The sequence below is a fragment of the Polymorphospora rubra genome (assembly GCF_018324255.1).
Lineage (GTDB): Bacteria > Actinomycetota > Actinomycetes > Mycobacteriales > Micromonosporaceae > Polymorphospora > Polymorphospora rubra.
Genome location: NZ_AP023359.1, coordinates 4636053 through 4660561 on the forward strand (window position 1 = coordinate 4636053; position 24509 = coordinate 4660561).

The 24509-nt window shown below is 68.1% G+C and carries 21 protein-coding genes and 2 pseudogenes; 15 read left to right on the plus strand and 8 right to left on the minus strand.

Annotated elements, in window-relative coordinates:
* The first annotated feature begins 87 nt into the window (after window positions 1-87).
* Together Prubr_RS20965 and Prubr_RS20970 are read left to right on the plus strand one after the other, a co-directional pair.
* Window positions 88-609, plus strand: coding sequence for a SigE family RNA polymerase sigma factor (locus tag Prubr_RS20965; RefSeq protein ID WP_212816612.1), 522 nt, complete (start codon window positions 88-90; stop codon window positions 607-609).
* A complete protein-coding gene (locus tag Prubr_RS20970; protein WP_212816613.1) occupies window positions 602-1876 on the plus strand; it encodes a rod shape-determining protein MreC in 1275 nt (424 codons plus the stop codon). Before Prubr_RS20965 ends, Prubr_RS20970 begins: the two co-directional genes overlap by 8 nt.
* A 67-nt stretch (window positions 1877-1943) precedes the next feature.
* Here the strand turns inward: Prubr_RS20970 and Prubr_RS20975 are convergent, their stop codons facing one another.
* Window positions 1944-2552, minus strand: coding sequence for a hypothetical protein (locus Prubr_RS20975; protein ID WP_212816614.1), 609 nt, complete (start codon window positions 2550-2552; stop codon window positions 1944-1946).
* A 284-nt stretch (window positions 2553-2836) separates the two neighbouring features.
* Here Prubr_RS20975 and Prubr_RS20980 point away from each other — a divergent pair, with 284 nt between their 5' ends.
* From Prubr_RS20980 to Prubr_RS38265, 3 genes and pseudogenes are all read left to right on the plus strand, one after another.
* The gene (locus tag Prubr_RS20980) at window positions 2837-3928 is read left to right on the plus strand and encodes an IS630 family transposase (protein WP_246567430.1); all 1092 of its coding nucleotides are present in this window, start codon (window positions 2837-2839) and stop codon (window positions 3926-3928) included.
* 647 nt (window positions 3929-4575) lie between these two features.
* Window positions 4576-4887: pseudogene (locus Prubr_RS36945) on the plus strand (transposase); the annotation flags it as partial.
* An 80-nt stretch (window positions 4888-4967) separates the two neighbouring features.
* Window positions 4968-5081: a transposase gene (locus tag Prubr_RS38265; RefSeq protein ID WP_425518062.1), complete on the plus strand. Its 114-nt coding sequence runs from the start codon at window positions 4968-4970 to the stop codon at window positions 5079-5081.
* Window positions 5082-5107: 26 nt separating this feature from the next.
* Here the strand turns inward: Prubr_RS38265 and Prubr_RS20990 are convergent, their stop codons facing one another.
* From Prubr_RS20990 to Prubr_RS21010, 5 genes are read right to left on the minus strand one after another with little or no spacing between them, the layout of a single operon-like run.
* A complete protein-coding gene (locus Prubr_RS20990; RefSeq protein WP_212816616.1) occupies window positions 5108-5464 on the minus strand; it encodes an IS3 family transposase in 357 nt (118 codons plus the stop codon).
* A complete protein-coding gene (locus Prubr_RS20995) occupies window positions 5445-6794 on the minus strand; it encodes an IS30 family transposase (RefSeq protein WP_425517932.1) in 1350 nt (449 codons plus the stop codon). Before Prubr_RS20995 ends, Prubr_RS20990 begins: the two co-directional genes overlap by 20 nt.
* Window positions 6719-7525 carry an IS3 family transposase gene (locus Prubr_RS21000; protein ID WP_212816618.1) on the minus strand — a complete coding sequence of 269 codons (807 nt, stop codon included), beginning with the start codon at window positions 7523-7525 and terminating at the stop codon, window positions 6719-6721. The genes Prubr_RS20995 and Prubr_RS21000 overlap by 76 nt, the downstream gene beginning before the upstream one ends.
* The gene (locus Prubr_RS21005; protein WP_212816619.1) at window positions 7522-7857 is read right to left on the minus strand and encodes a transposase; all 336 of its coding nucleotides are present in this window, start codon (window positions 7855-7857) and stop codon (window positions 7522-7524) included. The genes Prubr_RS21000 and Prubr_RS21005 overlap by 4 nt, the downstream gene beginning before the upstream one ends.
* Entirely contained in the window at window positions 7857-8342 is a 486-nt protein-coding gene (locus Prubr_RS21010; protein WP_212816620.1) for an NADPH-dependent FMN reductase, read from the minus strand. The genes Prubr_RS21005 and Prubr_RS21010 overlap by 1 nt, the downstream gene beginning before the upstream one ends.
* Window positions 8343-8424: 82 nt before the next feature.
* On the opposite strand from Prubr_RS21010, the gene Prubr_RS21015 reads away from it, so the two are divergent.
* Window positions 8425-8976 carry a MarR family winged helix-turn-helix transcriptional regulator gene (locus Prubr_RS21015; RefSeq protein ID WP_212816621.1) on the plus strand — a complete coding sequence of 184 codons (552 nt, stop codon included), beginning with the start codon at window positions 8425-8427 and terminating at the stop codon, window positions 8974-8976.
* 375 nt (window positions 8977-9351) lie between these two features.
* Here the strand turns inward: Prubr_RS21015 and Prubr_RS21020 are convergent, their stop codons facing one another.
* Entirely contained in the window at window positions 9352-10911 is a 1560-nt protein-coding gene (locus tag Prubr_RS21020; RefSeq protein WP_212816622.1) for an MFS transporter, read from the minus strand.
* A gap of 36 nt (window positions 10912-10947) precedes the next feature.
* Between Prubr_RS21020 and Prubr_RS21025 the strand changes: the two genes are divergently transcribed.
* The 9 genes and pseudogenes from Prubr_RS21025 to Prubr_RS21075 all read left to right on the plus strand — a co-directional run bounded on the left by Prubr_RS21025 (window position 10948) and on the right by Prubr_RS21075 (window position 23567).
* A complete protein-coding gene (locus Prubr_RS21025; protein WP_212816623.1) occupies window positions 10948-11526 on the plus strand; it encodes a TetR/AcrR family transcriptional regulator in 579 nt (192 codons plus the stop codon).
* Window positions 11527-12063: 537 nt separating this feature from the next.
* On the plus strand, window positions 12064-13005 hold the full coding sequence (locus Prubr_RS21030; protein ID WP_212816624.1) for an ABC transporter permease: 942 nt from the start codon (window positions 12064-12066) through the stop codon (window positions 13003-13005).
* Window positions 13002-14789: pseudogene (locus Prubr_RS36955) on the plus strand (dipeptide/oligopeptide/nickel ABC transporter permease/ATP-binding protein); the annotation flags it as partial. The gene Prubr_RS21030 and the pseudogene Prubr_RS36955, both read left to right, overlap by 4 nt.
* A gap of 238 nt (window positions 14790-15027) precedes the next feature.
* Window positions 15028-16095, plus strand: coding sequence for an oligopeptide/dipeptide ABC transporter ATP-binding protein (locus Prubr_RS21050; protein ID WP_246567433.1), 1068 nt, complete (start codon window positions 15028-15030; stop codon window positions 16093-16095).
* 61 nt (window positions 16096-16156) lie between these two features.
* Window positions 16157-17731, plus strand: coding sequence for an ABC transporter substrate-binding protein (locus tag Prubr_RS21055; protein ID WP_212816626.1), 1575 nt, complete (start codon window positions 16157-16159; stop codon window positions 17729-17731).
* Between the two features lie 48 nt (window positions 17732-17779).
* Entirely contained in the window at window positions 17780-19855 is a 2076-nt protein-coding gene (locus tag Prubr_RS21060) for an acetate--CoA ligase family protein (protein WP_212816627.1), read from the plus strand.
* Between the two features lie 5 nt (window positions 19856-19860).
* On the plus strand, window positions 19861-21378 hold the full coding sequence (locus Prubr_RS21065; protein ID WP_212816628.1) for a class I adenylate-forming enzyme family protein: 1518 nt from the start codon (window positions 19861-19863) through the stop codon (window positions 21376-21378).
* Between the two features lie 3 nt (window positions 21379-21381).
* Window positions 21382-22554: an acyl-CoA dehydrogenase family protein gene (locus Prubr_RS21070; protein WP_212816629.1), complete on the plus strand. Its 1173-nt coding sequence runs from the start codon at window positions 21382-21384 to the stop codon at window positions 22552-22554.
* Between the two features lie 29 nt (window positions 22555-22583).
* Window positions 22584-23567, plus strand: a complete 984-nt coding sequence (locus Prubr_RS21075) for an acyl-CoA dehydrogenase family protein (RefSeq protein ID WP_212816630.1) — start codon at window positions 22584-22586, stop codon at window positions 23565-23567.
* Window positions 23568-23643: 76 nt separating this feature from the next.
* Here Prubr_RS21075 and Prubr_RS21080 read toward each other — a convergent pair whose 3' ends face one another.
* A complete protein-coding gene (locus tag Prubr_RS21080; protein ID WP_212816631.1) occupies window positions 23644-24432 on the minus strand; it encodes an enoyl-CoA hydratase-related protein in 789 nt (262 codons plus the stop codon).
* Window positions 24433-24509: the final 77 nt, after the last annotated feature.

Sequence of the window (24509 nt, forward strand, 5' to 3'; positions counted from 1 at the left end):
AAAAAGTCCCGGATTCGCGGCAACCTTTGCTGGGGTGGAGAGCGTAAGTAGTGGCCGTGAGATTGATATCGAGGGTGCGGGGGGCTGATGCGCGATCGCGAGGATAAGGAGGTGACAGCCTTTGTGCGGGCGCGTTACGGATCGCTGCTCCGGACCGCCTTCCTGCTGTGCGGAGATCGAGGGAAAGCCGAGGATCTGGTCCAGACGACGTTGGCCAAGACGGTTGTGGCGTGGTCTCGGCTGCAACGCTCAGAGGGCGTCGATCACTACGTGCAGCGCATTCTAGTCAACACCTTCGTGAGCTGGAGGCGGCGCCGATCCTGGTGGGAACAGCCCTTGGGTCGGCTGGTGGAGAGCCAGGCACGCGACGAGTACGTAGGGGTGGAACAGCGGGACTTGCTCCGCCGGGCGTTGGACGGGCTGCCAGCACGACAGCGTGCCGCGGTCGTACTGCGCTTCTACGAGGACCTGTCCGAGCAGGACACGGCGCGCGTACTGGGTTGTTCGGTTGGCACGGTCAAGAGTCTTTCATCAAGGGGTCTGCAGACTCTGCGTAAGCAGTGGGTCGAGGCCGACACTGTTGCTGATCAAGAGGTGCGCTATGCATAACACGACCGAGTTGCGTGCCGGCCTGGCGGATCTGGCCGAGTCGGTGGTACCAACCGAGGGCTATGAAGGCAAGACCATGCGGCGGGCGGCCCGGCGTCGCGGGCGGCGGCGTATCGCCGCCGGAGCCGCAGCCGTAGTGTGCTTGGCGATGCTGGTGACGATGTTTCGGGTTGTCGGATTCGGGGTCACACCGCAACTCGCTGCATCACCGCCGGATGGCCCGTTTCTGGGCTGGCCCCCGGTGGGAGACGTGGACGCTGGCCTGGTACAGGAGGCCACCAGCGTCTGGGACCGTACCAATTCGGCAGGTCCGCACACTGATGTCCGGGTCCTTGTTGCGACGCGTCATCCACGCCTGCGCTCGGCGGTGGTCGTCTTGCAGGGATATGACAAGCAGGGCAACGCGCGGTTGGCGTTCTTCACCGGTGATTCCGGTGCGGCGGACGCCTTACGGATGCGGGTTGATCGGCCGGTGCCCGACCCGGTGGAGACTCAGGTGATAAGTCTGGTCAGTCCTCGGTTGTCCGGAGCCGCCGGCGTGGTTAGTAATGATTCCGGGGCCACTTATGCCATTGCCATCGCCATGCCGGGCGTGACAGCTGTGCGGGTGTCGAGTACCGCTGTCGATGATGAAATGATACAAGAACCGGACGGACCTACCAGTCGCCTTATTGTGCAACGATTCCCGCTCGCTGCGACCGCGCAGACGACGACGATCGCGGGGTTCATCAAGCCGAATCGACTGTTCGCCAGCGTCACGAAGGTGTTTGAGGTGCCTGGTGAGGGCGGTGTGGACGGCGATGCGCGGGCCGTGCCCGCTGAGGTGGTCGGCAGGACCGGCCAACAGATAGTCGTGGCGTTTCCGAAGGATCAGGGAGTCCGGCAGGGGCAACTAGCCGTTGTCGCCGAAGGTTTGGTCGGACGCGTAACGGCAGTCGATGCCGTCCGCAGCGAAGCCACTGTCGACCTCATTACCAGCGCCGGATTCGTCGGCCAGGTGTACACGAATATCAGTAATGTTCCGGGTTCCGTACGTGGAACCGGCGGAAAGCTAGTCATGGAAGGCGTTCCCGCAGATGGTGAGGTTTACCGGGCCAACCGTGTCTTGATGCCGGATCCGTCCCAACAGAGCAATCAGGTTGGGGCTGTCACGATCGGGCGAGCGTCCGTGGACAAGGCGGCGGGCGCGACCACGGTGGAGCTTACGCCAACAGCCGACCTTGCCAACCTGACTAGTTTGTGGATCATGACGCCATCCGCCGACTGACGCGGCCCGCCGACGCAAGGATGCGCGGAGGCGACTCGCCTCCGCGCATCCTCAACAGGTCTGCAGGTCAGGGATACCGGACCTGGCCACTGCCGGAAGCAAATGCATAGTCACCACCGGTGTTACCCGTAGAGAAATAGCGGAACCACAAAGTTGTGTTCGTTGGAACGCCCGACCAGCAAAAGGTACGCGCTACGCCGTCAGTGGGAACGGTGACAGTCCAGCTCGATCGAAGCGTAATCTTGAACTCGTGATGCGACCCATAGGGGAAGTCCCATGTGGCTTCAACGTCCTTGCAGATGATCGTCTGCGTGGACGTGAAGTCTCGGCCATACAAGTTCCGCACTCCAGAGAATGTGAAGGCGTACGGCAATGTGTCCACCGCGAGAGGAGTCACTCCCGTCGTGGTCGTAGGGCCGTTCTGAGTGTAGTGGTCGATCGGGCCCTGAAGCTTGGGCATCTTTCCGATAACCGTCATGGTCACGTTCGGCGGCAGCGACGCCCACACGGCAGCATTGTTCGCCTCGATCTCGGCGACACTAACCGTCGCTTTCGCCGGCTCGCCGCCGGCCGCTTCGGTTTTAGGTGCCGCTTGAGCCGAAGCAGCCAATAGCAGCAATCCTGTGGTCACGGCAGCGGCGGTTCCAAGAAACCGCTTCATCAACGAATGTGACATTCTGTGATCCTCCCGTGCGGTTTGCGTGACGGTCCGATCCTGTCAAGAATCGAGTCATCGCTACAAGAACGATGATGGTCTATCTTTGTGCGACTTCTCACCAACATCGGGGCAACGCGCCCGGCGGACATCTGGTATCACCAGGAGACACAACGACGCCACCCTCCGTCAGGCCGTGCCGTCTAGTGCCTCGTCTTTGAACGTTGATCGTGTAATCCGTCGGTTCTGAGGACGTGTCGGGCACGCTGTCTCCCAACGAATGAGGCTGTGGGAGGTGGTGCCGGGTGGGTAGACGCCCGGAGGTGTTCGTCCGGCAGGTGTCGATGGCCGAGGGACAGCGGTTGCAGCGGATCACCAGGACGGCGAAGGACCCGGTCAAGTTGCGCCGGGCGATCGTGGTCCTGATGTCCGCCCAGGGCCAGCCGGCCCCGGACATCGCCCACCTGCTCAAGACCAGCGAGGACTATGTCCGCGACGTGATCCACGCGTTCAACGATCGGGGGTTCGACGCACTCGACCCAAAATGGAGCGGGGGCGCACCGAGACGGATCGATGAGCAGACCCGCGACTGGATCTGCGTCATCGCCCGGTGCGACCCCCGTTTCCTCGGTAAGCCGTTCTCCTGCTGGTCCCTGACCAAGCTGCGCGACTACCTGATCGCCGCCGGCTACGTGACCACGATCAGCGCCGAGACGGTGCGGCGGATCCTGCATGAGCGCGGGGTGTCGTGGCAGGCCACCAAGACCTGGAAGGCCAGCACCGACCCCGACTTCACCGCCAAGATGCGCCGGATCCTCGACCTGTACGACCACCCGCCCGCCGACGGCCGGGTGATCTGCGTCGACGAGTTCGGGCCGCTGAACCTGCAACCCCGCTCCGGCCGCGCATGGCGACCCCAGGGACAGCCCGCGCGACTACGGGCCACATACACCCGTGACCAGGGCGTCCGGCACATGATCGCCGCACTGGACCTGGCCACCGGACGCCTGCACTACCGCATCCGCGACCGCAAACGCTGGCGCGAGTTCCTGGCCTTCCTCAAGACCCTGCGCCGCCGCTGGCCCGACCAACGCCTCTACCTGATCGTGGACAACTTCTCTCCGCACAAGCACCGCGAGGTCCGCGCCTGGTGCGCGACCAACCGCGTCGAGCTGGTGTTCCTACCGACCTACTCGTCCTGGCTGAACTGGATCGAGGCCGAGTTCGCCGCCGTGCGGTACTTCGCCCTCAACGGCACCGACCACCGCAGCCACGTCGAGCAGGACGCCGCCATCGGCGACTACATCCGCTGGCGCAACCACCGGGCCCAGCCGAAGTCAGGATTCGCGACCAATTCCAAGATCCGCCACCCCGATTACCCGTTCAAGGCTGCATGACGAGGCACTAGTGGGGCAGCTGCCGTTTGAGGTGCTGCTGTCGAGAGCGGTGGACACAAGGCGGCCAACGTGTGATCGTCCGTGCGCTGTGGAGACAGCATCAGATCTGGCGGCGGCCACGTGCCACAGCGTGAAGCCTGCCCAACGGCGGCGAGTGCTGGCCGGGCCACTCGCTTCATTCACGGGCTAGTTCGGGCGAGTGGAGCGGTGCAGGACGGCGGCGGCGTTCGTGACCGGCCTGCAGGCTGCTCTTGAGGTGAGGACTTGTTCGCAGTTGGCGGAGCAGGCCGGTCATGCCCAATCGGATGCGCTGCAGCGGTTGCTGTATCGGTGTGGCGTGGGACGCGGATGCCCAGCCGGCTATGCCGTCTGGGGCTCCTTTGCTCTGCCGTCTGGGTACGACGGCGGCGGTTGCTTCGGCGGCAACGTGTGAGAGTTCGGGTAGGACGTCGCCGTAGTACTTGGCGGTGAAGTGCGGGCAGGGTATCGGCCAGCCTTTGAGTGCCCGTTGAAGAACCAGGTCAGCCTGGCGGGGCTCGGCTGAGGGCCAAGGAATCCGAATCGATCTCGGAGTATCGCGCGGACACGAGGTAGGGCCTCCGGTACGGCTGTGGTTGTCGAAGCCATGCCACCCCGAAGGCCCTACAGTGAGTTTCTACCTGGTCTGCGGCCAGGCCGCTGCCGCGCCCCCCGCTACCGCCCCGGAGCACCTGCCCACGGCCCGTCCCCGCCGCTACCCGTCGGACACCACCGACACCGAATGGCAGCTGATCGCCTCCTACCTGCCCACCGGCGGCACCGGCGAGCGCGGCGGCCGTCCGGTCACCTACCCGCGTCGCGACATCGTCGACGCCATCCGCTACCTCGACCACAACAGCTGCGTCTGGCGCGCACTACCGGTCGACTTCCCACCCTGGCCGACCGTCTACCACTACTTCCGCACCTGGACCCGCGACGGCACCCTCACCCGCCCGCACAACGGCCTACGCGAACAGATCCGCACCGCCGAAGGCCGCAACCCCACCCGACCGCGGCGATCATGGACTCGCAATCCGTCCGCGCCGCCGACACCGTCGCCAGGACCAGCCGCGGCTACGACGCCGGCAAGAAAGTCAACGGCCGCAAGCGTCACATCGTCGTGGACACCACCTGAGTTCCCCCGCTTTGATGGAGCGGTGGTTACCTGCTGCCGGCTGGCGCAGGGGTGGCGATAGGTGGCTCGGTTCGGTTGTGTTGGCGGGTGTGCCAGACGGTTTCGTACTCGTCGGGACTGAGGTAGCCCAGTTCCTTCTGGATGCGGTGGGTGTTGTACCAGCCGTCGATGTAGGCGAAGATCGCGTTCTCGGCCTCGTCGCGGGTCCGCCAGGAGGTGCGGTAGACGAGTTCGATCTTCAGCGTGGACCAGAAGTTCTCCATGAGCGCGTTGTCGAACGAGTCGCCGACGGATCCCATCGACGGCAGGATCCCGTTGTCCTGTAAGCGTTCCGCGAAGCGGAAGGACGTGTAGTTGGCGAGTTCAATCGGTCGTTGCAACACCGGGCTGTTGTAGTGAGCGTAGCTGCTCGGCGAAGACCTCGGCTGGGGTCTTCCAGCCAAGGATCTTGCGGGGCCGGTTGTTGACCGCGAGGGCGACGGCTTCGAGGTCCTCGTCGGACCACCTCGACAGGTCGGTGCCCTTTGGAAAGTACTGGCGCAGCAGCCCGTTCGTGTTCTCGTTCGTCGGCCGCTGCCAGGGCGAGTGCGGATCGGCGAAGAACACCTTCGTGCCGGTATCGAGGGTGAACTGCGCATGACCGGAGAGTTCCTTCCCGCGGTCCCAGGTGAGGGTCTTGCGCAGCTGCTCGGGCAACCTCGTCATTGATGCCGTAAGCGCGGTGTTCATCGCGACGGCGCCGTAGCCGCCGAGCGAGGGACCGTTCTTCACCGGTGGTTTCTCGCCCCAGCCCTCAAGCCGAGGCAGATGCACGAGGAGCGTGGAGCGGCTGCTGCGCTCGACGAGCGTGCCGATCGCGGAGCGGCCCGTCCCGATGATCAGATCCCCTTCCCAGTGCCCTGGGACCGCGCGGTCCGCGGCTTCGGCAGGACGCTCGGAGAGGACGACATCGGCAGTGACATGCCCTCGCGGCTTGTTCTGCGACCGCGCCCGAGGCTCCCGCAGCGCCCGGCCGGTGCGCAGACACGCGACCAGCTCACGCTTGAGCGCTCCACGCCCCTGAATGAACAGTGACTGGTAGATCGCCTCGTGGCTGATGCGCATGGACTCATCATCGGGGAAGTCGACACGCAGCCGGTGCGAGATCTGCTCCGGGCTCCACGCCGTCGCCCAGCGGCGGTCCTGCCGATGCGGCTTGTTCAGCCCCTTCCACGCTGGCGTCTCAGGCCCGGTGACGATCGTGCCGTCGGGTCGGCGGACACCGCCGGCAAGCCGGTTCTGTACGTACTCACGCAACCTGCCATTGCTCACGAGCTTCGCGGTCTTCGGGCGCTTCGCGGCCTGCTGCGCCTTCCACTGCGCCACCAAAGCCCGGTAGACCGGCTTACCGCCCCTGGTCGCCGCGTTACGGCGCAGCTCGCGTGAGATCGTTCCCGGGTCACGTCCGATCCTGCGGGCGATCTCGCGCACGCCGACCCCCTGGGCGCGCAGCAGCGCGATCTCCTCCCGCTCGGCGAATGACAGGTAACGGCCCGTGGGCTCGTCCAGGCTGATCGGCGGCATGCCGCCAGCGTGACGGAACCACCGGGACCCGACCGGCCACGACACACCCACCGCCTCCGCGGCCTCCACCGTCGTTACCCCCGACGCGATCCGCCGCCAGAAGTCCCGCTGCACCGCACGAGACGGCTCCGGCCGTCCCGGTGAACGCATCGGCGGTCGCAATGCCCGATCCGACGCCCACTGGCGCCGCGCACCAGCCGGCGCCTCAGATATCTGCTTCTTACCGCGCCCCATCGCAAACCTCCGTGATCAAGGTGTTGCGACGACCAGTTGAATCCGCCGTTCGAGCCCCTGTCGCTGTGATGTATGAGCTGGCCGTCGCGGACGTCGCGGGACCAGATGCCGTATTCGAGGGCGGCGAGGATCAGGTCGGTGTCGCAGCGGTCGGAGGTCTTCCACCCGACGATCCGGCGGGAGAAGGCGTCGCGGACCGCGGCCAGCCAGAACACGCCCTCGCCGCACGGGATACGGGTGGCGTCGGCGACCCACAGCCGGTTCGGCCCGGCAGCGGTGAACCGCCGGTTGACCAGGTCCGGCGCCGGTGTCGCCCGAGGGTCCTGCCGGGTGGAGCCGCCGCGCCAGCCCCGGCGCAGGAACGCGCCCTGCCAACCCTGGTCGGCCATCAGCCGCTCCACCCGCTTGCGGCCCACGCGGATCCCGTCACGGTGTAGCTGCCGATGCACCCGGTCCGCGCCGTAGGTATGCCCGGACGCGGTCCAGATCTCGTGGATGTTGGAGATCAGGCCCAGGTCGACCATGTCGCGGTCGCATGGCTGTTCGACCTGCTTGACCCACGCGTAGTACGTCGAGGCACCGATGTTCAGGACCCGTAGCAGGAGCGCGACCGCGAACTGGTCACGATGTTCATCAATGAACGTCATGACCGTCGCCGGGTCGGGTCGAGCTCCGCCGCGAAATACGCGCTCGCCGCCTTCAGGATCTCGTTCGCCCGCCGCAGCTCGGCCACTTCGTCACGAAGCCGGCGGTTCTCCTCAACCATCTCGCTGGTGGGCCGGTCGTGCCGCTCACCCGCGTCGGCCTCGGCCTGCCGGATCCAGTTCCGCAACGCCTCAGGATGCACGCCGAGCTGCTCGGCCAAACGCCGGATCACCGGCTTCGGGTCCGACTCGCGATACAAGCGCACAGCCCGCTGACGCAGCTCGTCGGGGTACTTCTTCGGTGCTACCACGAACGACTTCCTCCCCACGGCCATCAGACCATGATCAAGAGGCTCCATGGAAGCGGGGGTGGCTCAGTGGCGAAGTTCAGCACGACCTGCGCGCGCACGTCGGCCATCATCAGCTCGCCGGCCATCACCCGCAGATGCTCCACCGCGCGGACACCACCGTGCGCGCCGTAGGAGATGAACCCGACGGCCTTGTTGTTCCACTCGGCGAAGAGGTAGTCCAGGGCGTTCTTCAGCACACCTGAGGTGCTGTGGTTGTACTCCGGGGTGACGATGACGAACCCGTCGAAGGACGCCACCTCCTGCGCCCACTGGCGGGTGTGCTCGTTCTGGTACTGCCCGAACGACGGTGGCATCACCTCGTCGAGGTGCGGCAGCGGAAAGTCACGCAGGTCGACAAGCTGGAACTCGGCGTCAGTGCGTTTCGACGCCAGCCCGAGGGCCCACCGGGCCACCTGCTCGCCAGCACGGTTCGGCCGGGTACTACCCAAGATCATTCCGATACGGGTCATTCTGCGTACTCCCTCGATGCGATTTGGTTCGCTGCCTTGATAGTACATGCAATGAACTGTCTCTGGAGTGTACGATAGCGCCATGCCCGTCCCCGGTCCAACCGCCTCCGATGGCGGCGAAATCACAGGTCAACGCCGTGCCGACGAGGAATCTCCTGTCGCCCCCGCGGCACACGACATGCCGTCCGCCGACGATGTCGACAGCGCGATGGCGCTGATCCAGCTCTCCGGATTGGTCCAAGGCACGTTCGGACGCGTCGCCGACCGCCACGACCTAACCGCAGTGCAAGGCCGGCTGTTGTGCGTCCTGGCCCAGCAACCGCGCGGCATGGCCGAACTCGCCCGAATCTTCGGCGTAGGAAAAGCCAACCTCACCGGACTGGTAGACCGTGCGGCACAGCGCGGCCTGGTCGAACGCACCCTCGTACCCGGCGACCGACGCGCCGTACACGTAATCCTGACGGAGGATGGGCGCCGCTTAGCGGCCGCGTTCCATTACGACGTCACCCGTGAGCTAGCCGGCGCACTCAGCCCCCTAACGGCAGAAGCCCGAGCCGGCCTCCAAGAAAGCGCACTCGCCATCACCCACGCGGCAGGCCACACAGGCGCCTGGGGTCCCTGCCAAGCCTGCTGACAGCAGACCGCAGGCACGGCAAGTGTCACACCCGGCTCGGGTGCCGAGCGGCTCGCCGCCCGCGACTGACCAGCCGCGACCACGCTCGCCGGCGCACTGGATGATCCGCGGTTGCTCGGTGGTCGCTCGGATGTTCGCAACCGGCGCCGTACGCACCGGTACGGAGTCGGATTTTCGATCACTTGCATCCGAGGCTGGTGCAGGTCGCCGTCATTGCCAGCACCTCCTCCGGTGTCGGCGAGGCCACCACCCAGCAGTTGCATGCCGCCGGCTACCGGGTCGTGCTGATCGCCTGACGCACCGATCGAATCATGCCGATCGCCGAACGGCCCGGCGACGGTGCGATCGCCATTGAGGGCGGCTCAACCCCATTCCCTACCGGACGTTACTTGCCGTGCCGGCGGGGACGACTTCACCGTCGCTGTCGGTCGCCGCGAGGCTGCCCTCGGGCAGTGCCGCATCCCGGGTCACCTCCCTGGTCGGGTGTGGGATGAAGACTGCGATCAGGGTGCACACCAGTGCCGCCGTGAGTCCGAGTACGAAGGCGACTTGGAATCCGTCGGCGGTCGGCACCGGGGCGCCGGCTCCGACGTCGATCGCGGATTGGGCGAGGACACCGGCGACGACGGCCGAGGCGATGCTCGTGCCGAGGGCACGCATGAGGGTGTTGAGCCCGTTGGCGGCACCGGTCTCGTTGGCGGGAACGGCCTGCATGATGAGCGTGGGCATGGCGGCGTAGCCGAGGCCGATGCCAATGCCGATGACGGTGTTGATGAGCAGGATGTGCCACGTCTGAAGGGGAAGCAGGGCGGCGGCGGCGTAGGTGAGGGCGATGGTGACGCCGCCGGCGATGAACAGCGGCTTCGGCCCGGTACGGCGTTCGATCCGGCCCGCCACCGGCGACATCGCGAGCATCGCCAGACCCGCCGGCATCAGGATGAGACTCGCGTGCAGCAGCGACAGGCCCAGCCCGTCGTACTGGGCCGGCAGCTCGAGCAGCTGGGGGAAGACGACGCTGGAGGAGAACAGGGCGAACCCCATCGCGATCGAGGCGAGGTTCGTCAGCAGCACCGGCGCACGGGCGCTGACCCGCAGATCGACGAGCGGGTTCGACACGCGCATCTCGTACCAGCCCCACAGCAGCAGGATGGCGAGTCCGCCGCCGAGCAGCGCGAGCGTCGCGGGAGCCGCCCAGCCCCATTCGTTGCCGCGGGAAACGGCCAGCAACACACCGGTGAGTCCGGCGGCGAGGCCGAGCGCTCCGACGAAGTCGAAGCGGCCGCCCGTGCGCAGGGTGTCCGCCGGGACGAACCTCGCGATCAGGACGAGGGAGAGCGTGCCGATCGCGGTGGCCACCCAGAAGAGCACGTGCCAGTCGAAGTGTTCGACGATCAGCGCGCTGACCGGCAGGCCGACCGCGCCGCCGACGCCGAGGGTGGCGCTGATGAGCGCGATCGCGGAGCCGAGCCGGTCCTTGTCGAGCGTGTCGCGCAGGATCGAGATTCCCAGCGGGATCACACCCATGCCCGCTCCCTGCAGGCCCCGACCGATGATCAGGATCGCGGCGTTGGGGGAGAGGGCGCTGATCAGCGACCCGGCGACCAGGATCGAGAGCAGGACCAGTGCGGTACGGCGTTTGCCGTACATGTCGCCGAGCTTGCCGGAGATCGGTGTGCAGATCGCCGAGACGAGCAGGGTGACCGTGATGACCCACGCCGTCGTGCCGCGGGTGGAGTTCAGCAGTTCCGGCAGCTCGCCCTGGATGGGGATCAGGATCGTCTGCATGAACGAGGCACCCATCCCGGCGAACGCCAGGACCGCGATGATCAGGCCCTGACGTGGGCCGGCGGACGGTCCGCGGCGGCCCCGGGGTGCGGCCCGGCCGTCTCGTGATGTGGCGGGCGGGATCTGCTGAGTCTTGATACTGCGTCTCATCAGTGAGAGACGCTATCACGGGTTACACTCGCTCTCATGAAGGCGGACCTGAGGGAGCGGGCCCGGGAGACGCTTCGACTCGAAATCGCCCGGGCCGCGACGGAGATCTTCGCGACGGAGGGCTTCGACGCGACCTCGGTGGAGGAGGTCTCCCAGCGGGTGGGGATCTCGCGTGCGACCTTCTTCCGTTATTTCGCGTGCAAGGAGGACGCGGTACTGGCGACGCTGCAGCCGTTCGGCGTCGACTACGCCGCCGAACTCGCCCGGCTCGACATCGCCGGAGCCACCTCGACCTGGGCGGTGCTGCGCCGTACGGTCCAGCCGGTCGTCGAGGCCGTCGCCGCGGATCCTGATCGGGTGCGCCGCCGCGTCAGAATGCTGATGTCCGTCGAGTCCCTGCAGTCGCGGCTCGCCGCGAGCCGGCATGCCCGGCAGGACCGCCTCGCCGAGGAGTTGGCCAGGCAGCTCGGGGATCGCCTGACGGCCGCGGTCCTTGCCGCCGCTGTGCTGGGGGCGCTCGACGTGGCCTGGCGCGAGTGGGCGACCGGTGGCGACGAACCGACGGACTTCGGGGTCATCGTCGACGAGGTGTTCGCCCGGCTGCCGCAGCGCTGAACCCCGCCGGCCACAGGTCGTGTCGGCCGGCGGCCGAATCGCCGAAACCGACGCGGGCGTGGAACTGCCCGCCCATGCCGTGAGGGCGTCGTGGGTCGAGGCGTTACGGGTCGGCCCGCGTGATCCACGCATCCCGGCCACGTAGTGCCGCCGTAGTCCTCCTCGAACTATACCGATCGGTACATGCGCCGGTTCCGTGTGCGGGATCGTCCTTGCGGTCGGGGGTCGCGTGGGTGGTCGTGTGGACCGGCGCCCGCGTTCCGTCGACCCGCGGGGCAACGGGACTGCTCGAGGTCGGCCTCTCGCTCTCTGTGCTGCTCGACGTGGTCGTCTCGAAGAGGTCGCGGCGATGCGGGTCGCTGTGGTTTGAGAGGTTTCGCCGCGCCCGAAGTGTTGATTTCCCCGCCTTTCCGGGCTCGCCCCGTGACGTGATCTTCCCCTCGTTCTTGACTGACTGGACGGTACAATGCACGATGTCTGAGTTCAGACATGCTGCCGTAACAAGCTTGTTACTGCGCAGGCCGGTAAGGGGGCTCGATGCGCAACGTGGTGATCAGGTTGCTCACGATGATCCCGCTCGTGCTTCTCGTGGTCAGCGGGACGTTCTTCCTGTCACTGGCCTCGAACGTCGACCCAGCAGAGATCATTCTTGGCGGCAACGCCACACAGGAACAGATTGACACGCTCCGGCAGCAACTCGGGCTCGACCGGCCGGCGCTCGAGCAGTACTGGACCTGGCTCGGCGGCCTGCTGCGGGGCGATCTGGGGACCTCCCTGTACACCGGCGCCTCGGTGACGGACCTCTTCCTCGCCGCGCTCCCGGTCACGCTGTCGCTGACCGCCGGCGGACTCGTCGTCGGTGTCGTACTCGGCGTCGGAGCCGGGCTGTTCGCCTCGGTCGTCGCGGGTACCCGACTCGACCGCGGTGTCATCCTCCTGTCCACCGTCGGGCAGGCCGCGCCGAGCTTCTTCGTCGGGATGCTGATCATCTACTTCCTGGCACTGCAACTCGGCTGGTTTCCCGCCACCGGCTACGTCTCCCCGGCGGACAGCTTCGGAGGCTGGCTGCACTCGCTTGCCCTGCCGTCGCTCGCGCTGGGCGTCGGTGTCGCGGCGGCGCTGTCGCGGCAGGCCCGGTCGAGCATGATCACCGCGTTGCAGCAGGACTACACCCGTACGGCGCTGAGCAAGGGGCACTCCCGGCGGCGCGTGGTGCTCAAGCACGCGGGACGTAACGCGGCCTCGCCCGTGGTGACGTCCATGTCGTTCCAGGTCGCGCAGCTGCTCGGCGGTGCGATCGTCGTGGAGCGGCTCTTCGCGTTGCCGGGGCTCGGCTCGCTCACGATCGACGCCGTGCTGCGGTACGACCCGAACATCATCCAGGCGGTCGTGCTGTTCGCGGTCGTCGTCGTTGTCCTGGTCAACCTTCTCGTCGACGTGTCCTATGTCTGGCTCAACCCGAAGGTGCGGACAACATGAGCGAACCAGCTTCCGACGTCTCGCGCCTCCCGGCCGCCGATGTCGCCGCCAAGGGGGGTGTCCGGTCCAGCCGGTTCCTCGGCCGGCTGCTCCGGCAGCGGTCGTTGCTGGTATGGGCCGCGGTGGTCGGGATCATCGCGCTGAGCGCGGTCCTCGCACCGCTGCTGTCCCCGTTCGATCCGAACACCGGTGTCCTGGCGGACAGCTTCGCGCCACCGTCCACCGAGCACTGGCTCGGTGCCGACCGGTACGGGCGGGACGTGCTGACCCGTGTCCTGTACGGCGGGCAGGTCGCGCTGTTGGCTGCCGTGGAAGCCGTCGTCATCGCTCTCGGCATCGGTGTTCCGGCCGGGCTGGCGATCGGATACGTGGGCGGCTGGCCAGACCGGATCCTGATGCGCCTGGTCGACGGCGTGATGTCTGTCCCGTTCCTCGTGCTCGCCATCGCGGTGATCGCGGCCGTCGGGCCGGGACTGCGCAACGCGATGGCGGTCGTCGGCATCGTCTACGCGATGTCCGTCCTCCGGCTCGTGCGCGGCGAAGTCCTCTCCGCGAAGGAGGAACTCTACGTCGACGGGCTCAAGGTCTCCGGTGCCGGCGGCCCCCGCATCCTGTTCCGGCACATTCTCAACAACATCGCCCCACCGATCATCGTGCAGGCGACACTCATGTTCGCCACCGCCATCATCGCCGAGGCGACCCTGTCCTACCTCGGCCTCGGTGTCACGCAGCCGACCGCGAGCTGGGGCTCGATGCTCTCCGAGGCGCAGGCAACGATCCGCCAGAACTTCTTCCTCGCCCTGCCACCCGGCATTGCGATCTTCATTACGGTCCTCGGCATCAACCAGATCGGGGAAGGGCTGCGCGACCTGTTCAGCCGCGAGATCACCGTCGGACGGCTCGGACTCAACGTGGTTCGCAGAGCGCGAGCGACCTCCCTGGAACCGGAGGTCCCCGCAGGCAAGCCCGACCAGCCGCTCGCGCTGGAGGTGCGGGATCTCAGCGTCTCGTTCCCCCAGGTGGGCGGCCAGCGTGTCCAGGTCGTCCAGAACGTCGATCTCCGACTCCGGCGCGGGGAACTGCTCTGCCTGGTCGGGGAGTCGGGAAGCGGGAAGAGTGTTACCGCCATGTCGATGCTCGGGCTGGTCTCGCACCCCGGTCTCGTCACCGCGTCCCGCATCCGGCTCGATGACGAGGAGATCAGCGGCCTGGACTTCAAGGCGATGCGGGCGATCCGGGGCAACCGGATCGGCGTGGTGTTCCAGGATCCGCTCGCCAGCCTGAACCCGACGTTCACCGTGGGAAACCAGATGTGCGAGGCGATCATGGAACACCGTGACGTCCCGCGACGCGAGGCGCGGGCGCTCACCATCGACCTCTTCGAACGGGTCGGCATCCCGAACCCCGAGCAGCGGCTCGACGACTACCCGTTCCAGTTCTCCGGCGGTATGGCGCAGCGGGTCATGATCGCCATGGCCCTCTCCTGCGACCCGGAGGTCCTCGTCGCCGACGAACCCACCACCGCCCTCGACGTCACCGTGCAGAAGCAGATCCTCGACCTGCTCGTCGGGCTTCGTGACGAACGGGGCCTGTCGATCCTGCTGATCACGCACGATCTCGGTGTGGTGGCCGAGGTGGGAGACACCGTCGCCACCATGTACGCCGGGCAGATAGTCGAGTTCGGGCCGGTCGCCGAGGTGTTCGCCCAACCGCGTCACCCGTACACCCAGGGTCTGCTCGACTCGATACCCCGCAACGCCGCCTCGTCGGGGCGCTGTCGTCGATCCGGGGAACGGTACCCCAGCCGATCGACTGGCCGGTGGGCTGCCATTTCGCCGACCGCTGCGACTTCGTCACCGATGCCTGCCGGCATTCCCCGGTCCCGCTGGAAGCTATCGCGGACCCACGACACAGCGCCCGGTGCGTCCGCGCCGACGAGTTGCGGCTCACCGGAATCAGCGACGAACAGTCGCACGTCGCGGCAGTTCTCTCGCGGACCTCCTCCGGGCGGGACGGTGCGGCATGACCGGCAAGCGACAGCCGCCCACGGACGACGTGCTCGAGGTCGACGATCTGTGGATCGAGTTTCTCGGGGGCCGCAAGCGTGCGTGGGGCCCCAGATCGGTCGTCCGCGCCGTCTCCGGGGCGAGCCTCCGGCTGAAGCGGGGCCGCACGCTCGGGCTCGTCGGCGAGTCGGGCTCGGGGAAGACGACGATCGGCCGGGCCGTGCTCCGGCTGAACGCGCCGAAACGGGGCTCCATCACCGCGGCAGGCTTCCGGGTCGACCAGTTCCGCGGTGCTCCACCCGCCGGGTACCGCAGGGCGGTGCAGGCGGTGTTCCAGGACCCGCTGGGATCACTCGACCCCCTGATGGAGGTGAAGGAGATCCTCGCGGAGCCGCTGCGGATCCACTTCGACCTCGATGCGCGGGTACGCCAGGCACGCGTACGTGAACTGCTGGAGATGGTCGGGCTGAGCACCGCACACCTCAGCCGCTACCCGTACGAGCTGTCCGGCGGCCAGCGGCAGCGGGTCGCGATCGCGAAGGCGCTCGCGGTGGATCCGCAACTGATCGTGCTCGACGAACCGGTGAGCGCGCTCGACGTCTCGGTCCAGAGCCAGATCATCAACCTGCTCGACGGCATCCAGCGGGACCGTGGCATCTCCTATCTGTTCATCGCCCACGACCTGGCCGTGGTTCGCCACGCCAGTCACGACGTCGCGGTGATGTACCGCGGCCGCATCATGGAGAGCGGCCCGGCCGACCGGGTCTGTGGGACACCACAGCACCCGTACACCCGGCTCCTCTTCGACGCCGTGCCCAACCCGGTGCCGCGCTCCATGCGCGGAACCCGCCGGACCGATCAGTTCGATCTACCGTTGCCCGACATCGGCGTCGAACCGACGCCGGCCGGGTGCCCGTTCATCACCCGATGCCCGTTGCGTGGCCCCGAATGCGCCACCGGCTTCCCGGAGCCGACACCCGTCCCAGGGGGTGGCGAGATGGCCTGTTTCGCCGCCGAGCGACTGCTGCGGGCTGCTGCGCCCCCACCCTTCCGAGGAAGGACGCCACATGAAGCGGACAGTTGAATCACCGACAGCAGCACGAGGAACCAGCCGACGACGAGGCGTCCGAACAGCGGCGGTCGTCGTGGGACTCAGCCTCGTCCTGACCGCCTGCACCGGGAACGGCAACTCGGACAACGGCGTCGACGAGTCGATTCTCGAGCACACGAGCACCGAGGCACTCGCGGCGATGGTCAGGACCGACGGCGCGCCCGGCGAACCGACCGGCACCCTGCGGATCGGCTCCTGGATCTCCAACGGCTCGTTCGACCCCGTCGCGATCACCGTCATCCAGGGGCAGAACCTGCACCCCGCCTACGACCCGCTCTTCCAGATCAACGACAAGTACGAGCCGCTGCCGTGGCTCGTGGCGAGCTGGGAGGAGCCGACCGCGACCAGCGCCCGACTCACGCTGCGCGAAGACGTGGTCTTCCACGACGGCACCCCGTTCAACGCCGAGGCGGTCAAAGTCAACCTGGAACGCGCGGCGGCGACCACCACCAGCCCGAACGCCAACATGTACACGTCGATCGAGTCGGTGACCGTCGAGAGCGAGTTCGTGGCGCTGGTCGAGTTCGAGCGCCCGTACCCGGACTTCTACTACAACATGGCGACCCCGGCCGGCATGATGGTCAGCCCCGCCGCCATCGCCCAGGGCAAGGACCTGTCCCGTGAACCGGCCGGGTCCGGCGGCTGGCTCTGGAAGGGCGACGAGTTCGCCGAGGGCTCCAAGCAGGTCTACACCGCGAACCCCGGCTACTGGAATCCCGACGCGGTCAAGGTGTCCAGGGTCGAGATCAACATCTACACCGACCCGGCCGCCCGGCTGAACGCGTACACCAGCGGGCAGATCGACATGATGACGTACGTTCCCGACGCGAACAAGGCGCTCGTCGAGACCCAGGGATCACGGGTTTTCTCCGACCTGTCCATCGCGACGACCGTCGTCATCATGGACCGCGCGGGCACCGTGGTGCCCGCGTTCGGCGACCCGCGGGTGCGTCAGGCGATCGGGCTGCTGATCGACCGGGACGGCTTCAACGTCGCGGTGCTGGGTCGCAGCGGATACCCGGCCGGCGGCTTCTCGTCACCCGCCACACCCTGGTACGACGAGTCCCTCAACCAGCGGGCGCTGGACATCGAGCGGGCCAGGCAGTTGCTCACCGAGGCCGGATATCCCGACGGCTTCAGCTTCCAGTTTCCGAGCACGACCTCGATCGCCCCGGCGGTCGTCGCCGTGCAGCAGATGCTGGCGGCCGGCGGCATCACGATGAACATCGTCGACCTCCCCCCGTCGGAGTACACGGCCGCGCAACGCAAGGGCGAGTATCCCGCGTCGTACCTCATCCCGACCGCCGTGGACATCGACCAGTGGTGGACCCGGACGGTGTCCAACAACGGGCCGCTCAACCCGTTCAAACTGACCGATCTGGAGGACCTGGAGAAGCGGTACGTCGACTCCCTCGCACTGCCGACGGCAGAACGCGCACCGATCCTGAAGGAGCTGCAGGCCGAGGTGATCAATCGAGGCGTCATCTTCCCGCTGAGCCTTCGGTCGCGCATCGCCGCCGCCAAGGAACAGGTGGTCGCGACCCAGCAACCGGTCCTCGCCCCGGAGGACTGGGCACTGCGTCCGCACTACCTGTGGCTGACGCGGTAGCCGCACCAGCGTCACGACCCGAGGGCAGAAGTAGAGAACGGACGAACTTTGACACTCACCGCGTTCCTGAATCCCCGGTCCATCGCCGTGGTCGGTGCCTCGCAGAAAGCGGACTCTGTCGGCGGGCGGATCATGGGGCAACTCACCACCAGCTTCGACGGACCGATCTATCCGATCAACCCGAACTACGACACCGTACGCGGACTGCCCGCCTTCCCCACGGTCGGCGCGGTCGGCAAACCGGTCGACCTGGTGCTGGCGGCGGCAAGCAGCAAGCTGATCCCGGCCATCCTGCGGGAGGGCACCGAGTCGGGCGCACAGGGCGCCGTGGTCTACTCGTCGGGCTTCGCCGAGGTCGGCGGAGCCGGCGAGGCGCTCCAGGCCGAACTCGACCGCCTCGTCGCCGAGACCGGACTACGCCTGCTCGGCCCGAACTGCCTCGGCTTCGCCAACTTCCGGCGTGGGCTGACGGCGACCTTCACCCGGGTGCCCTTCGACGTCCGGGACGGAAACATCGCCGTCCTGGCCCAGAGCGGGTCGATGGGCATCGGTACGGCCAGCCTGCTGCGCGCCGACGGTGCCGGCGTGGGCTTCTGGGCGGCCACCGGCAACGAACTCGACGTCTCCACCGGCGAACTGGCCATGGAACTGCTCGCCAGCGAGGAGGACGTCCCCGACGTCATCGCCATGGTCGTCGAAGGGGTGAACAACGCCGAGACGGTCATGGCGGCCGGCCGGCAGGCGGCCCGGGCGGGCAAGCAGGTCGTGTTGCTGAAGCTGGGGCGCACCGAACGGGGCCGGCAGGCGGCGATCAGCCACACCGCCGCCCTGGCCGGCTCGTACGCGAGTTTCGCGGCGGCGTGCGAGCAGAACGGGATCGTCATGGTCGACACGATCCGCGAACTCGTCGACGTGAGCCGGGGCTTCGCCGCCGGTCGCCGGCCCCGGGGCAACCGGGTCGCCATCATCAGCAGCAGCGGCGGCAACGGCGCGCTGATGGCCGACGCGACCGAGCCCGCCGGGCTCGCGCTGCCAGAGCCGAGTGCGGAACTGCGTGCCAGGCTTGCCGAAGTGCTCCCGTCCTTCGGCTCCGCGGGCAACCCGATCGACATCACCGGCAACCTCGTCAACGACCTACGCCCGGTAGCGGCCGTACTCGAGGAGATCGGCTCCAGCGACGAGTTCGACATCGTCGCGTACGGCACCGTGGCACGTACGCTGCCGGAGACCCACCGCGAGATTCTCCTGCGCGCCGCGCGGGACACCGACAAGCCGTTCCTCGCCCTGGCCCATCAACCGGACGTGCTGACCCGGATGGCAGAACGTGGACTGACCTGCTTCGCCGACCCCGCCAGCCTGATCGGCGTCGCGGGAAAGCTGGTCCAGGCGCGGGAGGCCGGCGCCTTCCTCGACCTCACCGACGCCCCGTCCGCCGGCGGGGCCACGGTCACCGCGACGACCGGAACACTGTCGGAGTCCGAGTCGAAGGCGCTGCTCGTACGCTACGGCGTACCGGTGCCGACCGAGACGGTCGTCAACGAGGAAGACGCGGCGGTGCGGGCCGTGGAGGACCTTCCGGGACCCGCCGTACTCAAGATCGATGCGGCCTGGCTTCCGCACAAGTCCGACGTCGGCGGGGTGATCGTCGGTGTGCGGGGGAGGGAAGCGACGGCGGCCGCCTTCGTCCGCCTCGTCCAGGTGGCACGGCAGCATCGTCCGACCCCCGACGCGGCGTACCGGATCCTCGTGGCCGAACAGGTGCCGGCCGGGATCGAACTCATGCTCGGCCTGACCCGAGACCGCGTGCACGGAGCGGTGGTGACGCTCGCCGCCGGCGGCGTCGCCGCCGAGATCATCGCCGAGTCCCAGGTCTCGGTCGTCCCGTTCAACCGGTCACGGGCACAGGCCATGGTCGACCGCCTGTGGTCCGGACGGCTCGTCACCCACCATCGAGGACTCACCGCGGCGGCACGGGAATCGCTCGTGGACGTTCTCATGGGCGTCCAGCGGCTCGCCCTGGCCGAGCCGGCAGTCGCCGAGGCCGAGGTGAACCCACTGATCGCGACACCGGACCGGGTCGTCGCCGTCGACGGCCTCGTCGTGCTCGACGGAGGGGAAGGGTGAGCGCCGTGACGACCGGAAGCGGCTACTCGGTATCCGAACGGATCGCGCAGGTGATGCGGATCGACCCCGCCGCCGACGCCCTCGAGTTCAAGGGGCGGTGGGTCACCTGGGGACGGCTGCGGGAACTCGGCGACGCGGTGCAGGGCATCCTCGCCGATTTCGGCCTGCCGCCGCGGGCACCGATCGGCATGCTCATGCGCAACCGGCCGGGTACCGTCGCGGCGATCCTGTCCCTGCTGACGCACGAACAGACCCTGGTCACCGTCTCCAGCCTGCAGCCGGACGCGAAGCTGGCCGCCGAACTGGGCAAACTGCCCGCGACGGTCCTGCTCGCCCACCCCGACGACTGGGCCAGACCCGGGGTACGGGAAGCCGCCGCCGCCGCGGGCTGCCTGGCGATCGCCATCGACGACACCCGGGTCGAGGTGCTGGAGCCGCTGCGCCGCGACGACGCGGCCGACCTGGCCAAGCCGGGCACCGCGATCCTGATGCTCACCAGCGGCACGACCGGGCCACCGAAACGCGTCCCCCTCACATACGCGGGATTCGACGCCGGCTACGCCGGGGCCGCGCACTACGAGAGCGGTTCGGCGGCGGTGCGGCTGCGCGACAGCGTCGCGATCGTGATGGCCCCGCTGGTGCACGTCAGCGGGATCTTCACACTGCTGCTGAACGTGCAGGCCGGACGCAAGATCGCCCTGCTGGAGCGGTTCGCGGTCGACGAATGGCTGGAACTGGTCACCGAGCACCGACCGAAGGCCGTCACGCTTCCGCCGACGGCGTTGCGGATGGTGATGGCCGCCGGCGTCGAACCCGAGCGGCTGTCGTTCGCCCGCAGCGTTCTCGTGGGCACCGCGCCGATCAGCGTCGAGGACCAGCTCGCCTGGGAGGAGCGGTACGGCATCCCCGTCCTGGTCGTCTACGGCGCGACGGAGTTCGCGGGCGGGATCGCCGGCTGGACGCTCGACGACCATCGCCGGTTCTCCGCCAGCAAGCGCGGCTCGGTCGGCCGCGCCCACCCCGGCGTCGAGCTGCGGGTCACCGACGAGGTGACGGCGGAGCCGCTCGACGCCGGCGAGGTCGGCCTGCTCGAGGTCAAGGCGCCGCAACTGGGCAGGCGTGGATCGCAGTGGGTACGGACCACCGACCGGGCCCGCCTCGACGAGGACGGCTTCCTCTGGATCGTCGGCCGTGCCGACGACGTCATCATCCGCGGCGGATTCAAGGTCTCGGCCGGCACCGTCGCGGAGACCCTCAAGCTCCACCCCGCCGTACGCGACGCCGGTGTCATCGGCCTCGACGACCCGCGACTCGGCCAGGTTCCCGTGGCCGCGGTGGAGGTGGCCCCGGGGAAGAGCGTTGACGAAGAGGCATTGAAGCAGTTCGCACGCGAGCGCCTGACCCCGTACCAGGTGCCGGTGCGGATCCATGTGGTCGACTCGCTCCCGCGCACCGCCGCACTGAAGGTCAGCGGGCCGCTGCTGCGCGAACTGCTCGAGCCGCTGGCAGCACAGGAGCGCTGAACCATGCGACTGCAGCTCAACACCCGGGAACGCGAGTTCCAGAAGCGCGCGGCGGACTGGCTGGCGGACAACGTACCGACCCACGACCGCCCGCCGTCGGGACAAGCCATGGTCGACTTCGACCGCGCGTGGCAACGTCGCCAGTACGACGGCGGCTGGGCCGGGGTTTCCTGGCCGAGCGAGTTCGGCGGTGCCGGACTGAGTCTCACCGAGCAGATCCTCTGGTACGAGCGGTGCGCACAGTTCGACGCCCCGGAGCCCGGGGTGTTCAACATCGCGCTGGGCCATGCCGGCCCCACCCTCATCGTCGAGGGCAGCGACGAGCAGAAGCACGACCACCTCGGACCGATCCTGCGCGGCGAGGAGATCTGGGCACAGGGCTTCTCCGAACCCGGCGCCGGCTCCGACCTGGCGAGCCTGCGCATGCGCGCCGTACGCGACGGAGACGACCTGGTCGTCAACGGCTCGAAGATCTGGACGACGAAGGCGTCGGTCAGCAACTGGCAGGAACTTCTCGTCAGGACCGATCCGGACGCGGCCCGGCACCACGGCCTGTCGTTCCTCATCGTCGCCCTCGACACCCCCGGGATAGAGGTCCGCCCGATCACCACGATGGACGGCGACACACCGTTCGCGGAGGTCTTCTACGACGACGTACGCATCCCGCTCGCCAACGTGGTGGGCCGGCTCGGTGACGGCTGGAAGGTCGCGATGACGACGCTCGGCTTCGAGCGCGGCACGATGACGCTCGGAATGGTGATCCGGCTGCTGAAGCTGATCGACCGGGTCAGGGAACTCGCGGCGACCCGGGTCGACCGGCGGGGCCGGGCCATGCTCGCCAACGACGAGGTGGCCGCGGCGATCGCCGACATCGAGTCCGAGGGAGTCGCGCTCTACGCCCTCGCCCTCGCCTTCGTCTCCGAGGTCGTCCGCACCGGGAAGGCCGGACCGAAGGGCTCGATGGTGCGCCCGTTCTACGCCGAACTCAGCCAGCGGGTCAAACGCCTCGGCGCGGACCTGCTCGACCGGGAAGGGCTCGCGGTCGACGGCTCGGCGGCCGCCGCCGAGTTCGTCCCCTCCTACCTCTACTCGTTCGCCCACACGATCGGGACGGGCACCTCCGAGGTACAACGCAACGTGATCGCCCAACGGGTGCTCGGACTGCCGCGCGGCTGAGCCGGAGCCAGAGAACAGGGGGACAGGCAATGGATCTGTATCCGTCGGAGGAGCAGCGGGAGCTTGCCGCGGCCGTACGCGACGTGCTCGCCGGGGCCGCGCCGCCGGACGGCGCGACGGTGCGCGGGGACGCCTGGTCGGCCGCGGCCGACCAGGGCTGGTTCGCCCTCGGCCTCGCCGAGGCCGACGGCGGCCTCGGCGGGACGCTCGCCGACGAGGCGCAGGTCTTCGCGCAGATCGGGGCCGCCGCTGCCGCCGGACCGTTCCTCGCCACGAATCTCGCCGCCAGGGTCGCCACCACCGTCGGTGACCGCGCACTCGCCGAAGGGTTGGTGTCCGGGGCACTGCGGGCAGCCCACGCATTCGGCCCCCACGACGGCGCCGATCGGGTCACCGTCTTCGACGCCCGTGGCGCGGCCGTGCTGCTCCTCGTCGACGAGCAACGGTCCCGGCTGCGGCTGGTCCGGCTGGCGGATCGGGACATCGTCGACGATCTTTCCCCGATGGATCCCGCGGTGACCGTGGCCAGGGTCAGCCTGGACCGCGCGGAGGTGCTCGCCGAGATCACCGGAGCCGGGGCCGGAGCCGTCCTCGTACGCGCGTCCGTCCTGGTCGCCGCGGTGCTGTCCGGGGTGGCGACGGCCGCCACCTCCATGTCGGTCGAGTACGCCAAGATCAGAGAACAGTTCGGCCGGCCGATCGGCGCGTTCCAGGCGATCTCCCACCGCTGCGCGGAGATGGCGATCCGCTCGAACGCCGCGGCGGCGGTCGTCGACCTCGCCGCCGTCAGCGTCGACGAGGAACACCCGGACGCGCGGCGCCGGGTGGCGGCCGCCCGACGGTTCACCGAGTCGTCCGCGTTGGAGAACGCCCGGGTGAACATCCAGAACCACGGGGCGATCGGCTTCACCTGGGAGCACGGCGCTCACCGGCTGCTCAAGCGTGCGCGGTTTCTCGGGCTGGGCTTCCAGCCCCGCGACGCGCAGACCGAGGTGCTCGTCGGCGCCGGCTGACCTGCCCGGCACCGCGTCGTTCGGGGCCCGTGCGCCGATCCGGCCAGCGGGTAATCGCCGCGCGGCTCCGGCGTCGTCAGCGGCCGTGTGTGTCGGATCGCCTCGCGTGGTCGCGCGCCTCGCGATAGGTACCGCTGTGGTCGATCGCCTCGTAGACCCGCTCGTAGCCGTCGGCCCACGCCTCGTCGAAGCTGCGGGCGGCGTCGAGCCGCACCTGCTGACGGAGCTGGTCGAGCGCATGGGCGCTGTTCGCGGCGACTTGGAGTGCGTATTGCCGCACCTCATCCCGCAACGACTCGGGTTCGGTCAGGAACTGAGCAAGTCCGTAGTCATATGCTTGCGTTCCACTGATGACCCGCGCACTGAGTAGCAGGTCGAGCGCACGTCCGGTGCCGACCAGCTGGGTGAGAGTCCAAGAGAGGTTCAGTTCAGCCGCCAGGCCGAGTTTGGCGATCGTCGTGGTCCACTTCGCGTCCGCAACCGTGAACCGGACGTCGGCCATGAGCGCGTGGGCGAGGCCCGCCCCAGCGACCGCGCCGTTGACCGCGGCGATGACAGGCTTGGAGATCCTGACCGCCGCGTCTCGAGGAGCTTCCCGCATCCGCTGACGTACACCCTCGCCGGTGAGGCTCTCGAGTCTGCTGAAGTCGGCGCCGGCGCAGAAACCCCGGCCGGCGCCCGTGACGATGACGACGCGAACCGTCGGGTCGGCATCCGCTTGCTGGAGGGCGGCGATGTAGCGGTTGGTCATGTCGCCGACAAGTGCGTTGAGGCGATCCGGGCGGTTGAACGTGATCGTTGCGATCGGCCCGTCGACCGCGTAGAGGATCGTGTGCTCCGGTGCCTGCTCGGCTTGCTTCGACATGCTGCCAGTGTACCGATCGGTCGACTCTGGACAAGGTTGCCAATGGGCAGCCCGTCGTAGGGGTGAACCTTGTTCAT